General features: G+C 38.9%; 13 protein-coding genes. 2 read left to right on the forward strand and 11 right to left on the reverse strand.

Annotated elements, in window-relative coordinates; genetic code table 11:
• Nucleotides 1-44: 44 nt before the first annotated feature.
• The gene (gene spoIIID, locus QLQ22_RS23725; RefSeq protein WP_070875369.1) at nt 45-320 is read right to left on the reverse strand and encodes a sporulation transcriptional regulator SpoIIID; all 276 of its coding nucleotides are present in this window, start codon (nt 318-320) and stop codon (nt 45-47) included.
• Between the two features lie 448 nt (nt 321-768).
• Nucleotides 769-1,701 carry a stage II sporulation protein SpoIIQ gene (spoIIQ, locus tag QLQ22_RS23730; RefSeq protein WP_284015709.1) on the reverse strand — a complete coding sequence of 311 codons (933 nt, stop codon included), beginning with the start codon at nt 1,699-1,701 and terminating at the stop codon, nt 769-771.
• Between the two features lie 175 nt (nt 1,702-1,876).
• On the opposite strand from spoIIQ, the gene QLQ22_RS23735 reads away from it, so the two are divergent.
• Together QLQ22_RS23735 and QLQ22_RS23740 are read left to right on the forward strand one after the other, a co-directional pair.
• The gene (locus tag QLQ22_RS23735; protein WP_284015710.1) at nt 1,877-2,305 is read left to right on the forward strand and encodes a VanZ family protein; all 429 of its coding nucleotides are present in this window, start codon (nt 1,877-1,879) and stop codon (nt 2,303-2,305) included.
• A gap of 6 nt (nt 2,306-2,311) precedes the next feature.
• Nucleotides 2,312-2,809, forward strand: a complete 498-nt coding sequence (locus QLQ22_RS23740) for a GNAT family N-acetyltransferase (RefSeq protein ID WP_284015711.1) — start codon at nt 2,312-2,314, stop codon at nt 2,807-2,809.
• 124 nt (nt 2,810-2,933) lie between these two features.
• Here the strand turns inward: QLQ22_RS23740 and QLQ22_RS23745 are convergent, their stop codons facing one another.
• From QLQ22_RS23745 to sftI, 9 genes are all read right to left on the reverse strand, one after another.
• Complete coding sequence (locus tag QLQ22_RS23745) at nt 2,934-3,662, reverse strand: GntR family transcriptional regulator (RefSeq protein WP_284015712.1); 729 nt, start codon at nt 3,660-3,662, stop codon at nt 2,934-2,936.
• A 195-nt stretch (nt 3,663-3,857) separates the two neighbouring features.
• Nucleotides 3,858-5,894, reverse strand: a complete 2,037-nt coding sequence (locus QLQ22_RS23750; protein WP_284015713.1) for an alpha-glucosidase — start codon at nt 5,892-5,894, stop codon at nt 3,858-3,860.
• A gap of 22 nt (nt 5,895-5,916) precedes the next feature.
• The gene (locus tag QLQ22_RS23755; protein ID WP_284015714.1) at nt 5,917-7,716 is read right to left on the reverse strand and encodes a solute:sodium symporter family transporter; all 1,800 of its coding nucleotides are present in this window, start codon (nt 7,714-7,716) and stop codon (nt 5,917-5,919) included.
• Nucleotides 7,717-7,734: 18 nt separating this feature from the next.
• A complete protein-coding gene (locus QLQ22_RS23760) occupies nt 7,735-8,406 on the reverse strand; it encodes a DUF4867 family protein (RefSeq protein WP_284015715.1) in 672 nt (223 codons plus the stop codon).
• Nucleotides 8,407-8,433: 27 nt separating this feature from the next.
• Nucleotides 8,434-9,114 carry a transaldolase family protein gene (locus QLQ22_RS23765; RefSeq protein WP_284015716.1) on the reverse strand — a complete coding sequence of 227 codons (681 nt, stop codon included), beginning with the start codon at nt 9,112-9,114 and terminating at the stop codon, nt 8,434-8,436.
• A 751-nt stretch (nt 9,115-9,865) separates the two neighbouring features.
• Nucleotides 9,866-10,768: an AEC family transporter gene (locus QLQ22_RS23770; RefSeq protein WP_284015717.1), complete on the reverse strand. Its 903-nt coding sequence runs from the start codon at nt 10,766-10,768 to the stop codon at nt 9,866-9,868.
• Between the two features lie 83 nt (nt 10,769-10,851).
• Nucleotides 10,852-12,285 (reverse strand): aldehyde dehydrogenase family protein, encoded by a 1,434-nt coding sequence (locus tag QLQ22_RS23775; RefSeq protein ID WP_284015719.1) that lies wholly within the window; start codon nt 12,283-12,285, stop codon nt 10,852-10,854.
• Nucleotides 12,286-12,317: 32 nt separating this feature from the next.
• On the reverse strand, nt 12,318-13,049 hold the full coding sequence (locus QLQ22_RS23780; RefSeq protein ID WP_284015720.1) for a GntR family transcriptional regulator: 732 nt from the start codon (nt 13,047-13,049) through the stop codon (nt 12,318-12,320).
• Between the two features lie 124 nt (nt 13,050-13,173).
• Nucleotides 13,174-14,514, reverse strand: a complete 1,341-nt coding sequence (gene sftI, locus QLQ22_RS23785; RefSeq protein ID WP_284015721.1) for a sulfoquinovose isomerase — start codon at nt 14,512-14,514, stop codon at nt 13,174-13,176.
• Nucleotides 14,515-14,622 lie beyond the last annotated feature (108 nt).

Raw genomic sequence — 14,622 nt, forward strand, 5'->3', positions numbered from 1 at the left:
CCTGTTGGGATTTGTCGAAATTGCAAGAAAGACAGGTGATTTCTTTATTTTACTGGTTCTTCCTGAAGGATATCCTCCTTCCGATACTTAAGCTTCGTTGCTTCCCCGCCTCTTAAATGGCGTATCGATTTATGATAATCAAGGATTTCTTTCACTTCATTCGCAAGCTCTGGATTAATTTCAGGCAGTCTTTCAGTCAAATCTTTATGGACAGTACTTTTAGAAACGCCAAATTCCTTCGCAATCACGCGAACAGTTTTCCTCGTCTCCACGATATACTTTCCAATCTTGATAGTACGTTCTTTGATGTAATCGTGCACACCACTCGACCTCCCTAAAATGGATGTGAGAAGTGTGAAATGAGACTCGCATACTTAATTACAGCAGCCATTTTCCGCGTAGCTGAATGTATAATAGCACCATTGCTGCGTTTACGAAAAATATTCACGATCCCTCACCTCATACACTCTCTTTGTTAGGTTTGTAACATTTTATTAGCTTGGATGAAGATATATGCTAAAAAGTCAAGAGGGACAAGGGATTTGTGCGAATTTTTTTATAAATTGCGGTTTTAAAGGCAGAAATTCGGGTTATTGCATCCGAAAATATGTGGAAAGAAATGAACTTTGGAGAAATTTAAATCAATTAGAATGTTTCATTGCTTTCTTTATTTCCCAAGAAATTTGTCGATTTAGGCCAGGGGACTGAACGTAAAACAAAAAAAATAGTCTATCCCTATTGGATAGACAATCTATATGTTGTAGCTTATTAAGCGTTTTTTGTGCTGATTGAAGCTTCAGATTGGTCTTGTGAATTCCCTTTTTCTGATCCTTCTTTACCAGCGTCTTCTTTTTCTTTGTCTTCTTCAGCACCTTTTTTGTCTTCAGTGCCTTTTTCAGCGTCTTCTTTTTCTTGTTCAGTGCCTTTTTCTTCTTCAGCACCTTTTTCTTCGCCTTCAGTACCTTCTTCTTCTTTAACTGGCTGTTCTTTTACAGGCTCAGCTTCTTTTTCAACATTCACGTCGTTTAAAGAAGTAAGTGGTTTGTCCATGAAGTCTAATGGATTGACTGCAACGCCATCTTTGCGGATTTCAAAGTGAACATGTACGCCATCTTCTTCTTGGATCAGGCTTTTTCCAGCTTGTCCGATGATTTCGTTTTGCTCAACTTCGTCACCAGCTGCAACCATCATGCTTGCTAATGATTGGTAAACAGTTGTCACGCCATCTTCGTGCTCGATTTCAACGACATTTCCAAGTAATGGATCTTTTTCCGCTTTCGTAACAGTTCCGCTTAGTGAAGCTGCAACTTCGAATTCCTTGCCATCTTCTTTTGCCAAGTCAATTCCTTTGCTAGGCTCGTACGTATTATTATAGGAAACGAGTGCTGCTTCTTGCTCTGCTGCTGTTGCATCTTTTTCATAGAACTTGCGGATAACTGATACTGCGTCTGAATCAACTGCCGGCATTGCGAAATTTTCTACAGCTGAATTTACTTCTTGAGTCGGCTCATCTTGATAAGATGTTCCTTGGTCAATCGGATCATTTGCTGAATCTCCATTGCCTAAAGCCTGATACCATAACACGGCTGTCAAAATCAATGCTGCACTTACTAAGTAGATTGCTGGGAATACCCAACGCTTTCTGAAGAATTGTTGCATTTTCGAGTTTTGAGAAGTACGTTTAGTTTCTTCCTCTCTCATTCTATCATCACCTCAGCAATCATTCTGAACAAAATTCTGAAAATATATACACCTCTATAAAAAAAAGTTAAAAACTTATTTTCTGCTACCCTTAATAAAATTATGTATAGATTCTAAAAATTTTATTTCAGTCATGGTATACTATGTTCCATCAGCAACCTGAAGGAGCACGATAATGAAGAAACCTATCCTTAAATGGATGCTGACTCTGGCACCCATTCTTTATATGATTCTCATATGGATTCTATCAAGCTTGCCTGCAGATGCGATTATCAACACGCCTTTTTCATTTGACCACTTAATGAAGGAATCGCTTCACTTGATTGAGTTCGGCATTCTCTATTGGCTGATTGCTTTGGCGTTTGCAGCTCATCAAAGCTGGACCATGAAAGCTAGTATCCTTGCAGCCATCGTATCCATTCTATATGGGGCAACAGATGAAATTCATCAATACTTTGTTCCGTACCGGTCTGCAACAGTTATTGATTTAGTTAAGGATGCTATTGGCGTTCTTGTATCTTTTTATATTATGAAGGTGACGTATTTTGCAAAACGCCCTTCTTTTATAACCTCTATTTTTCAAAAGTTAAATGATGCGGAGTGATCAGCTATGAGTTTACCTATTCGAAAAGCCGTGATCGGCGACCTGCCTGCCATCGTTGAGATTTATAACTCCACGATAGAAAGCAGAGCCGTTACGGCAGATTTAACACCTGTTACCGTTGCAGATCGCGCTGGCTGGTTTCATCAGCACACAGATCAGCGTCCCCTTTGGGTCATGGAAGACGGAGATCAAATTGTTGCCTGGCTGAGCTTTGAATCCTTCTACGGCAGAGCAGCCTACCAATATACTGCAGAGGTCAGCATTTATATTGATCAGAACGTGCGCGGCAAAGGAATCGGCACCACGTTCGTACAGGCGGCGATTGATGCTTGCCCTAAGCTTGGCATTAAAACGCTGCTCGGCTTTGTCTTTGGCCACAACGAAGCAAGCCTGCGTCTTTTTAAACGCTTCGGCTTTGAGCAGTGGGCGAACATGCCCGGTGTCGCGGAGCTTGATGGCATTGAACGTGATTTGGTGATTGTCGGGAAAAGAGTAGCAGAATAACGCAAAAACGAGCTTGGGCAGTCCAGGCTCGTTTCTTTATTTCTAGATTCATTCACTTTTTTGATTGCCAATAACGTTCTAATACTTTACAGAAAAATAACAAAAGTGACATAGAATCCTCAAATTACCTTGTAAGTTCTAGATCAAAGTGATATTTCTCACCGTGATACTTGGTAATCGTATATTCTATTGGCCTGTCATCAAAGCCAAAGCTTACCCTTTTAATTTTCAGCAGCGCTTCTCCCCCGCGGATTCCGAGTAAGTCCGCTTCAGGCACGGTAGCATTAATTGCAGTGATTTGATCTTTTGCATATTTTAATGTAATATTTTTTGCTTCCAATATTTCATAGAATTTTGCGGTATCCAAATCATGCTTCATCAATATTTTTCCTATGTATGCAGGCCAGCACGAACGTTCAATCGCAATAGGTACTTTATCAGCAAATCTGATCCTTTCAATTACTAATATTTCTTCTTCCTCCAATAAATCAAGCATCGATTTTTCATGATATAAATCACTTCTGAATTCAGCTCGAATTAACTTTGATTTTGGCGTTAACCCTTTTTCGGCCGCTTCTTCTGCGAAGCCTTTTAATCTTCCCCCGCCAGATAGCTCCTGGGCTTTGACCATTGTGCCTTTTCCTTGTTTTTTTTCAAGCAATCCATCTTGGACAAGGATGGATATCGCCTGCCGTAAAGTGGTGCGGCTCACGTTGAATTCTTTCATTAATTCTTGTTCAGTTGGTATTAATGTGTGAGCAGGCCACACTTTTTCCTGAATCCGTTTTATTAAAATATTTTTAACTTGTAAGTATAAAGAAAGATCTTTATGAGGATCTACGTTATGCTCCATTGATTAAAGCTCCCTTCAAGATTCTCTAACTCTATTCTTATCTTACTTCGGAATTAAAAACAAAGTAAAGCCTGCTTGCATTTTCTGTTTTTTCAGGAATTGAGCTTGGCACGTATCCCTGATAATCATTATTTTTTATACCTAAAAAAGACTGTTGAAATACTGTTCAACAGTCTTGCATCTCTTTTTATAGGTTTAGATTGACGATATCTGACTAAATAATTCTTTCCACTTCGAACTTTTGCGGTAAAAGACTGGAGGATAGCCAATTGGTGCGGAAATCGTCACTGTCCCGCCTTTAAATTCTTCCCCGCTCCAAATATGAACCCACTCATCCTCTGGCAAATATACTTCCCAATCCGTTTGATTTTCTTGGTGCACAGGAGCAACCAGCAAGTCTCTTCCATATAAATATTGATATTGAATATCATACGCTTTCTCATCCTGCTCATAATGCATGAATAAAGGACGCTGTACAGGAATACCATGTTTGGCATTTTCTTTCACAAGCGATTTTGTATACGGACTAAGTGCAGTATACACATTTGACATTCTTGCTAGGTGTTCTAATGATTCATTGTCATCATCGTATTGAAAGCAATCTGCAGGACGATTTCCTTCATGAGTTCTCATCATTGGTGTGAAAGCTCCCATGTCGGCCCACCTCATGAGCAATTCCTTCGATCGTTTATTTCCATGGAGGCTTGTGTAGCCCCCAATATCACTATGATGCAGTCCGCAGCCAATCATTCCGGAAGAGAGCGCTGCAGGAATCACAGATGCGAGTCCATCATCAAGTGAAAAATCTACGCTCTGATCTCCGCCCCAAAGCATCGTGCAATATTTTTGGATACCGGTATATCCTGCACGCATGAAGAATAGAATTTCACCTAATTTTCCAGACTCAACAAGTGCTTCATAATTCACCTTAGCCCATAATGCAGGCCAGGCGTTATGCATTTTTTTCGGATCAGCCCCATTGCTTAACACAACATCAATAGGCAAATATTCTCCGAAATCAGCCATCCATCCGTCTAAACCAAATTGGATCAAATTCTCTTTTATCACTTCTTTATACCAAATAAATGCATCTTCATTTGTAAAATCTACGACCCCGCAGTAAAACTCTCCGAAGTCAACAAGATAGGTAGTGCCTTGATGATTAAGTGCCAAATATCCCTTTTCTTCTGCCTCTTTAAATAGGTCCCCTTCAATCGCAACATAAGGGTTAATATATCCTAAAAAACGAATTTCTTTTTTCTTCCATTCAGGTATCTTCTTGTCTAACCCCGGGTATTCTTTTTCATTCCATTTCCAATTCCACATTAACCTTTTGCCAAAGGATGTAATGCGTTTTCCTTGCCAATCCTGACACCATACACCGGCAATAGCCATCCCTTTTTCTAAAGCTTTATTAATCTTACTTTCTGTAATCTCTGTTCCTCCCTGGATGCCAAGAATAACGCCATTATAGATCCAATCTGGCAATTCCGGCTGACGGCCAAGAAGATTTGTTATTTTCCCTGTTAGCTCCAAGAATGAGTCAGCAGTTTCAAATAGTGTCTTTTTCGGTATTTCCCAAAATTGCAATTCATGAAAATGCGGATTACGGAAATCAAAATCTGCATATGCTGTTGTATCTGTATGACAGTAATATTTTTTACTGGAAACAAAGGTAGGCTGCGGAAAATTCGTATGATAGTAATCTCCGCCCGCTTTATCTAATACGTCTGCCTGCCAGGTTACATACGTTTTTTTATTTCTGCCTACACCTGGTTCAGAAGTCCATAAAGGAAAGTTTTTACCCCGCAAGTTAAAATGTGAAAGCTGTTCTCCGCAGCCATACACTTTTTCATCTGGATCTGCCGGTGTACGCAGCCACATACGATTTATGCTTTCATCATTTGTATGGTATTCAACCGACAGCCGCCCATCTTCTTCTTTTATCTGCAATGTCATTACAGGGTCGATATTCGAGAATTTTGAAAAAGCTACAGTAATCTCATGTTCCTGCTGAGAAATGTCTGCATAAAGCAAAGGAGACCTTTCGATTACGTAATCTTTTATTTCAAAATTGCCTCTGTACATGTCCATACTGTCTTGTCCTCGTCCTATAAACAGCATTGGACTTTCCAATGTATGACGCAGTAGTACTTTTTCGTTGAATATCACTTCAAATCCGTCTTCTATAGATTGAATCATTAATTTTGAAAGCTTTAATCCTGATTGCATTGGCGTTTCCCCCTAATTATTTTCAGCCTGATGCGGTTTTTCCCTTTTCTGAAATATTTGAAGAAAGATCCTCATGAGGCAATAATTGCTTCTCAATGTAGCTGCTGTATTTTACGTTGTATTTTTTAACTGAAATATAAGCCACGACCCCTGTAACCACCGCTAAACCAAGAAATGCCGGGAAGAAGTAAGGTGAGACAATGCCGTCTGCATAAGCTAAACCAATAGGTGAGAAAACGATGTAAAACTCAAACATTAATCCTATTAAAATCACGGCTACCGGCAATGCATATTTCCATGGCTTCATTTCTATTTTCGGTTTTGGAGTAAATCTCCATTCTTTAGCCGGTGCTATTTTGCCTATAATCAGCATCATAGCAATCTCCGTAAAGAAGAGAATGGCATAGATATGAATGTAGTTAATTTCAACTTTGTAGCCAAATAATTGATCCATGCCCCAAATTAACATGTAGTAAGTTATAACATGGAAAAAAACGACTATTTTCGCAGCAATTGCAGGTACTTTTCTTGCAAAGATGCCTATTAAAACGATGGCTATGATTGGAATATTAAAGAACCCTGTAAATCTTCTAATCAGCTCCCATAAGCCATCTGGTGCATACATCAAGAGCGGTGAGACACAAAAACTAATAATAGATAATACAATCGAAAACCATTTACTTAAGCCAAGCAGCTTCTTATCCGTGACGTTCGGCATAAGAGGCTGTACTACATCTAAAGCAAACATAGTTGCTGCCGAATTGATTAAAGCGTTAAATGTGCTGAAAACAGCTCCTAACAATACAACCAGGAATAGTCCCTGCAAATACCATGGCAATACATTCGCAACTAATGTCGGGAAAGCTAAATCAATGGATTCAAGATTTCCGCCGTATAAATGAAACGCAACAATACCTGGAAGCATCATTAAGATCGGAACTAATAATTTGAAAAAACCAGTGTATAAAACACCTTTTTGCCCTTCAGCCAAATTAGCTGCACCAAGGGTTCTCTGGATTGCGTATTGGTTCGTACCCCAATAAAACAGGTTAGCCCAAATCATACCTGTAAAGATCGTCAGAAAAGGAACAGCATCTGTACTTGATCCAACGGCATTTAACTTTTCTGGGTTCGTTGTAGTAATTGTTTTTAATCCTTCCATGATGCTTCCGTCCCCTAATTGAAACAGCCCTATCAATGGAATCAATGTACCCACTACTAATAAACCAATTCCAATAAATGTATCAGAAACCGCAATCGCCTTCATTCCGCCAAAAGTAGCGAACAGTGCTCCAATAATTCCGATCACCCAAACCATGAGCCATACGGACTCTGTATAGGAGAGACTGAATAAAGAAGGTATATCAAATAGTTTCAGCACAGCTAAAGCACCTGAATATAAAGTAGATGGAATGGTAACTAGAACATATCCTAACATGAAGAGGATGACAGCTAATCTTCTTACCCCTTCATCAAATCGATCTCTTAAAAACTGAGGTAATGTTGTGAAGGCTCCTCCTAAATAACGAGGCAATAAAATTAATGTCATAATGACGATGGCTAAGATGGCGGTAACTTCCCATGCCATATTTGTCATATTTGCGCCATACGCCTGGCCATTTAAACCAATCATCTGTTCTGCTGATAAATTTGTTAAAATAAGTGCCCCTGCAATAAACCCTCCAGATAAACCGCGTCCTGCCAGGAAATATCCTTCTGTTGTTGAATTAGCCCCTTTTGTTTTCTTGTAAGTCCAAACACCCAATAAGGACATAATCACAATACTTGACAGTAAAGTGAATAGAATGTTCTGATCTCCCATAGTTTCCCTCCTAATCTCCTAATAGTAAACCCTTACATTTTCACCTGTTATTCCAGGATAAGCCCCTTTTTGAATAAGGACTTCTCTATCAGGATGAGCAATCAGCCACTTATTCTTCATAAATAATAATTCGTCTTCATTTGTTGTTTTTTTCGTTTCTTGTTCCAGCTTTTCATTGGTACCTGCTGGAAGGATAACAATCGCTTTAAAGCCGTCATCTTCAACTTTACAAGGAGCAAAATGAAGAGTTGTCCCATATAATTCAATCGCTGTTCCTTTTGGAACATAATAAGCAGCTGTATGCTCTGATTCGTAGGTATTATTCCTTATATCTTGGACTTTTCCCAATAATAGCACGAAGTCTGTGATTGCAACATTGATTTCGCTTCCTTTATGATATTCCAGTCCATTCAATGAAGAGTTGCGCCCGTTGCAGTACCCTATCTGCACGGGCATTCCTCCATAGAAAGTATTAGCTAGTTCATTGCATACAGATGTTTTTTCCATATGGGGAACTGAGGCAACATATTCATTGCCTTCAATAGGAATCTCTGTTGTTTCCATATATACCTCAAGCTCCCTGAAAGAATAATTCTCAATTTTCCTGCCGTAGGTTCGAAAAGATTCATCGCCTACCTCATAAAATGAAAGATGCTTATTCTTTTCTTTCAGCCTTTCAAAATTAGACATTACCCATCTCTCCTTGATGTTTGAGCTTTATTTTGAAACAGCTTCTTCTGTTTTCGTTTGATCCCAGGCATTTCTGAAAACATTCAAACCATAATCTGTAAACGCATGATCAAAACTGCTTCTGTACACATCGAATCCGCATGTGACAATATGCGCTCCCGCTTTTGCAGCATCAACAATCTGTTTACCATTGCGTAAAGCTGCTACAATAATTTCTGTCTCAAATCCGTAAGTTTTATAGATATTCACGATATCCTGGATGTACTGAGCCGTATCTTCTCCGCTATTTTCTTTCCATCCTACAAACGGGGAAACGAATGCGGCTCCTATTCTAGCTGTCTGTATCGCCTGAGAGGGAGAAAATACCAGAGTGACATTGGTTGAAATGCCTTCTTTTTTTAATTCTTTTGCTGCGATCAATCCAGGTTCGGTGCAAGGAATTTTCACTACAAAGTTAGAGGAGCGGGCTGCAATTTTTTTGCCTTCAGTGACCATTTCTCTCGCATTGTCTAAATGTGGATTAATCTCAACTGAAATAGGAAAGTTTTTTATTTCGCCAAATTCACCTGCAAGTTCATCTACTATGGTTAAGAATGATTTCCCGCTGTTCATAATGTGTTTAGGATTTGTTGTAACCCCATCAATTGCCCAGTTCTCATATGCGTAATGGATTTCCTTCGTAAGCGCACTGTCTAAAAAATACTTCATCTTGACCTCTCCTTTTATCGTAATGTTTAGGTATTTGTCGTAACGTAGTAATCTTTAAATATATGTAACTACCTTTAACTCTATAATATGAAAACGGATTCAATTAATCAAGTCTTTTTTTTATTTTAATTGAATAGTTGTACAATTAATCATTGTGATCACTAACGGTGCAAAAAAAGCACGATTAGGTAGTAAATAAAATTGTATCTCAAAGTTACCTGAACAGGTTTAATTCGAATGACCGCTGCAGCTGCCACTTCAAACAGCACCAAGGGTGAGATACTCAAAGAAAGTGAAATCCTTTAATCATAAAAATAGATGAAATCAGCAGGCTGAAAATTAAAGTGGCATAAGAAAAAGTAACAAAAACATCCTTCTGTAATCGATTCCATTCATTTATGAAAATGGGGCAAAAAGAAAATAAATGAAGAGACAGTATATATAGCGCAATATATCGACATCCTGCAAGCTGGTCTGTTCCCGCCTAAAAGAATAGCGAGAGGCACAGGAGCCTGGTTATTGCCTCTCCTCAATCTTTAGATCCCTCTTCCTCAAAGCACTTATTGCACAAATCGCAATGACGCAGGGAACCATCCAGCCAATTAAAATAGGAAAATAATTCGAGGAAGCCAATTCCCTGCCATTAGAAGAATTCGCTAAAAATACAACAAGCGTAATGAACGCCGGAAACAAAAGGATCCATCTAGCGTTTCGTTTTAATGTTTTTAACACGATTCATCACCCTTCTTATTTATAATATGAGGAAAAAAACAATTGGCAGTGTTGCCAAACTGAGCAGGGTACTCACAAAAGTTACACTTGATACAAAATCGGGCTCTGTATTAAATTGAAGTGCGTACATGGTCGTATTAGCAGCAGTCGGCATAGCTGCCATAATGACCATAATTTGTTTGACCATATCATCAACAGGCAAAAAATAAGCAATTCCAAAAGCAATTAATGGTGAAATAGCTAATTTAACGATTAGTCCAAGTGACATTCTTTCTATTTCTAGTTTTTTTATTGAAAGAGTCGCTAATTGCATTCCCAAAGCAATCATAATCGTTGGGATCGCAGCATTTGCTACTAAGTCAATAGCTGTTAATACGGATTTTGTTAATGTAATATTCAAGGCCTGACATATTAACCCTATGATTGCAGCATATACAATCGGAACACGAAGTACTGCGTTAATCGCGGATCTCATTCCATTGGATTCAGAATTGCCTTTTGCCGCAAAGTAAACTCCGATTGTGCACATCACAAGCTGTTGAACGACCATAAGAATAATTCCATAATGAAGTCCGGCCGTTCCAAAGAGCAGCAAAACAACTGGAGTGCCATAATTTCCATTATTCATAAATGAGGAAGAAAGGATAAATCCGCATTTCTCTGTGTTCGAATAGTTCCGAATAAAAGAAAGGATATACCCAACAAGAATTAAACAAAAACAAAGACCAAATGTGTATAGAACAAAAGACAAATATTCTATCGTAAAAGCCGTAGTATAAAATGTCCGAAAGACAAGAAAAGGAGACATTAAGTACAGTGCCATTGTTGAGATTCCTTTTGTATCAAAATGAAATTTTTTTTGACCGACAAACCCCAAAACAAAAATCCCAAATACAGGAAGCAATACACTTAAAAATTCCAACATTTTCACCTTCAATTTTCAATGATATAAAAACCCTGGCAACTATTTAACCAGGGCGTTATATTGCATAATCTCATTCACTCTTATAAATTCATGACGATAATCTTTTCTTCCGTCATTTCTTCAATGGCGTATTTAGGGCCTTCCTTTCCTGTACCGCTGTTTTTCACTCCGCCATACGGCATGTGATCTACCCTATATGCAGATGCATCATTCACAATCAGGCCGCCTACTTCAATTTCACGCGCAGCTTTCATTGCAAACTTTAAATCATTTGTAAACAAACCTGCCTGTAATCCATAATCTGAATCATTCACTCTAGCAATCACTTCATTTATATCGTTATATCCCGCTACTGATACAACTGGACCAAATACTTCTTCCCTGCATACTTTCATATCATCATTTACATTCGTAAGAATTGTAGGGTAATAGGAAGCACCTTCTCTTTTGCCGCCTGTTTCAATCTTTGCTCCCTGCTGGACAGCTTCTTTGACCCAGGAGTCTACACGTTCTGCTTCACGAAGGCGGATTAATGGGCCAATATCTGTATTTTCTTCAAGAGGATTGCCGACAATCAGTTTTTCTGTTTTTTCTTTTAGCTTTAATAAAAACTGTTCGTAAACTTCTTCTTGAACATACACACGCTGTACAGATATGCAGACCTGTCCCGCATTGTTAAAGCTCTTTTGTGTGATTAACGAGGCTGCTTGTTCAAGATCTGCATCCTTATGAACAATTGTTGCGGAGTTATTGCCAAGCTCCAATGCAACTTTACGCAAACCTGCTTTTGAGCGAATATATTCACCAACACCAGGACTTCCTGTAAAGGTAAACATTGAGACGTCTTTGTTCTCTAGAAGCCAGTTTCCAATTCCAGCCCCTTCACCTGTCAAAACTTGAAGCCGCCCTAATGGAAGACCTGCTTCTTCAAAAATAGAAGCTAACATTAATGCTGTAATTGGTGTCACTTCAGCAGGCTTTAAGACTACAGTGTTTCCAGCAGCCAGCGCAGGACCAATCTTATGGCATACCAAATTGAGAGGAGCATTAAATGGAGTAATAGCTGCGATAACGCCTACAGGAACACGTAATGTAAATGCCATTCTATTTTCAGACCCTGGTGCAGATTCTACTGGAATTCCCTCACCATGTATTCTTTTGGCTTCTTCAGCAGAAATTTGCAGAGTAAGAGCTGCGCGCTCCACTTCGCCGCGGGATTCACCGATCGGCTTTCCGACCTCAACCGTTAAAATGCGGGCAAATTCTTCCGTACGCTCGATTAATAATTGGGCTGCTTTCATTAATACATGATAGCGATCCGTCGGATGAAAAGGCTTTTCAAGGGCAAGCTTTGCACCTTTAACAGCTTCGTCCACATGACTTTTATCAGCTTTTGAAATTTTGGATGCTATTTTTTGTGTATATTTATTTAATACATCCATTGTTTCTTCTGTACTCTTCCATTCACCATTTATGTACAATCCATATTGTTTTTCCAGAGCTGTCGCTGTCAATTCGTTCACTCCCTCATATCTTTTATAAACGATTACCTTTTAAGATCAATATTATAATGATACTGATCACTGTGATACTTAGTTGAAGTAAATTCAATCGGTTTATCATCAAAACCGAAACTTAGTCTTGTCATCTTCAAAAGAGCTTCTCCGCCTCGAATGCCTAATAAATCTGCTTCATTAAGCGTGGCATTAATGGCAGTGATTTGTTCATTTGCTCTTTTTAAATAAATTTCATTTTCTTCTAAGATTTCATAGAATTTTGCCGTATTTAAATCATATTTTAAAATAATATGACCTATGTACGACGGCCAGTAAGAACATTCAATCGCAATTGGCCGATCATCTGCAAAACGAATTCTTTCGATTAATAACACTTCTTCATCTTCCTGCAGTTGAAGCATAGATTTTTCAAAGTATACATGCTGCTTGAATTCAGCACGGATCAGCTTTGACCTGGGAGTTAGCCCTTTTTCTATTGCTTCTTCTGCAAAACCCTTTAATGCCCCTAAATGACTGACGAGCAATTGAGGTTTTACAATCGTCCCTCTGCCTTGCTTTCTCTCCAGTAAGCCATCTTGGACAAGCATTGAAATTGCCTGGCGCAAAGTGGTTCGGCTTACTTGAAATTCTTCTATTAACTCCTGTTCAGTAGGAATTAACGTATTTGCAGGCCAGACTTTTTCTTGGATTCTTTTGAGCAGTATTTGTTTAACTTGTAAATAAAGAGAAAGATCATTATCAAAATCTATGGTACTATTCATATCTTATTACCGCCTTTAAACACGCTGTTCTTTAATTCCACGTGAGGCAAGGTCTTCTTTAGGCTTCAGCAAAACGGCTCTTTTCACAAAAGAAGATTTCATGTCACACAGCAACAGGAGTTTCTTAAACATATACATTCGTATCTAAACCAAGTATGCGGCCGAGTTCAATCAGCTGATTTGTAACATCTCCATAAACTAATGCAAAATGAGGTTCATAACCTGCGTGCATAAGTTCATATAGAGTGCTGGTCACATCAGTTGATAATTTAACCTCTACTGACGTTCCGCTGAATGGCTGTTCAACATCCAGCGCAGCTCCTTTCATTACTAAAAGGCGATATCCTTCTGGCGTGCTGCTTACACGGAAGATTGTTACTTCCCCTGCTTTTAATCCAAAATCCATTGCAAATCCTATTTTCCGATTTGGATGGACCCCTGCCGTTGCACCGGTAGAAGGGCTGGCAAGCGAGTATGCACCTGCTCCGCAATGCCAAAAAACAACGGAGTTTTTCTCTTCATCCACATGTACCAGATCTCCTAGATATGGTGCACTTCCGTTTGTCAGCTCAGATAGGATATACATTGATATCGATCCATGTATATCAGATTCACAAGATGTGACCATTCCTTCTTCTGTTAGGTGTGAAAGTGTTGAACAAGGTGCTGCTCCTAAATCAGTGAAAAAGTCTGGCCAGCATCTCATTGCCAATGACTGAAGATTTTCTTGCCTAACTTGTTTTTGAATATATGCTGAGAACTGAGCGAATTTTTTTACCGTTTCATCTTCACGATTTAAACCAATTACTTGTTGTTCCGCTCGTTCAATTTGCCCAATCCACTCTTCTTCTTTAAGCTCTGTACATTTTTTAAACGCATCATGCAAATCCATTTTCAGCAGTTTAACACCAAGTGCTTGCTTAAGTTTATCTTCATCTGCATCAGAGAAAAAGAAACCGGGCGGATAATCTCCTACTACACCAATCTTCATTCCCCCAAGCAAAGCCATAACACGCATGACATCCAATTGCTCAGTTAATCGTTTCTCAAGGCGTTCTTCCCCCGGATTTCCGAATACAAATGCAAACGGGTGATTTTGATTGCGCAGTACATTGCTGGTGCTATTTCCGCCTGTAAGTGAATTCAATCGCAGTCTGCCGCCAACACTTGGTTCACGAACTGACCAAACAATCATCGGCTGTTTAAAATATTCTAAAACCTTTATCACAAATTCACCATCTGCGAATGTCACACTTTGATATAAAACCGTATCAAACTTATTTTCTTTTATTGAAAATAAGAAGGTATCGAGTTCTTCAACTGACGTGATGATTCCCTCTGGAGCAGCGACAGTTTGACAGTTTTCATTTAACCAGCTCATGCTTTTTAATCGGACATTTTCTGCTGCTTCAAGATCAAACGTTTTTCTGCCAATCGGTACATATAAAACTGCAGTTTTTGACATTTTGCATCCCCTTTACGCACTAATCAACACTATCTTTAATAAGTTAACTTATTTTTCTAAATCATTCTTCAATAATCAGTATATATCTCTTAATCTTTATATAGGAAC

Origin of the sequence: Metabacillus hrfriensis (assembly GCF_030127205.1) — a bacterium.
Taxonomy (GTDB): domain Bacteria; phylum Bacillota; class Bacilli; order Bacillales; family Bacillaceae; genus Bacillus_P; species Bacillus_P dongyingensis.

What these genes read in the sequence shown, in the direction of transcription:
- QLQ22_RS23745 (WP_284015712.1), bottom strand. Translation starts at nt 3,662, where the DNA reads ATGGAGCATAACGTAGATCCTCATAAAGATCTTTCTTTATACTTACAA.
- QLQ22_RS23750 (WP_284015713.1), bottom strand. Translation starts at nt 5,894, where the DNA reads ATGCAATCAGGATTAAAGCTTTCAAAATTAATGATTCAATCTATAGAA.
- spoIIQ (WP_284015709.1), bottom strand. Translation starts at nt 1,701, where the DNA reads ATGAGAGAGGAAGAAACTAAACGTACTTCTCAAAACTCGAAAATGCAA.
- sftI (WP_284015721.1), bottom strand. Translation starts at nt 14,514, where the DNA reads ATGTCAAAAACTGCAGTTTTATATGTACCGATTGGCAGAAAAACGTTT.
- QLQ22_RS23740 (WP_284015711.1), top strand. Translation starts at nt 2,312, where the DNA reads ATGAGTTTACCTATTCGAAAAGCCGTGATCGGCGACCTGCCTGCCATC.
- QLQ22_RS23765 (WP_284015716.1), bottom strand. Translation starts at nt 9,114, where the DNA reads ATGAAGTATTTTTTAGACAGTGCGCTTACGAAGGAAATCCATTACGCA.
- QLQ22_RS23780 (WP_284015720.1), bottom strand. Translation starts at nt 13,049, where the DNA reads ATGAATAGTACCATAGATTTTGATAATGATCTTTCTCTTTATTTACAA.
- QLQ22_RS23760 (WP_284015715.1), bottom strand. Translation starts at nt 8,406, where the DNA reads ATGTCTAATTTTGAAAGGCTGAAAGAAAAGAATAAGCATCTTTCATTT.
- QLQ22_RS23755 (WP_284015714.1), bottom strand. Translation starts at nt 7,716, where the DNA reads ATGGGAGATCAGAACATTCTATTCACTTTACTGTCAAGTATTGTGATT.
- QLQ22_RS23735 (WP_284015710.1), top strand. Translation starts at nt 1,877, where the DNA reads ATGAAGAAACCTATCCTTAAATGGATGCTGACTCTGGCACCCATTCTT.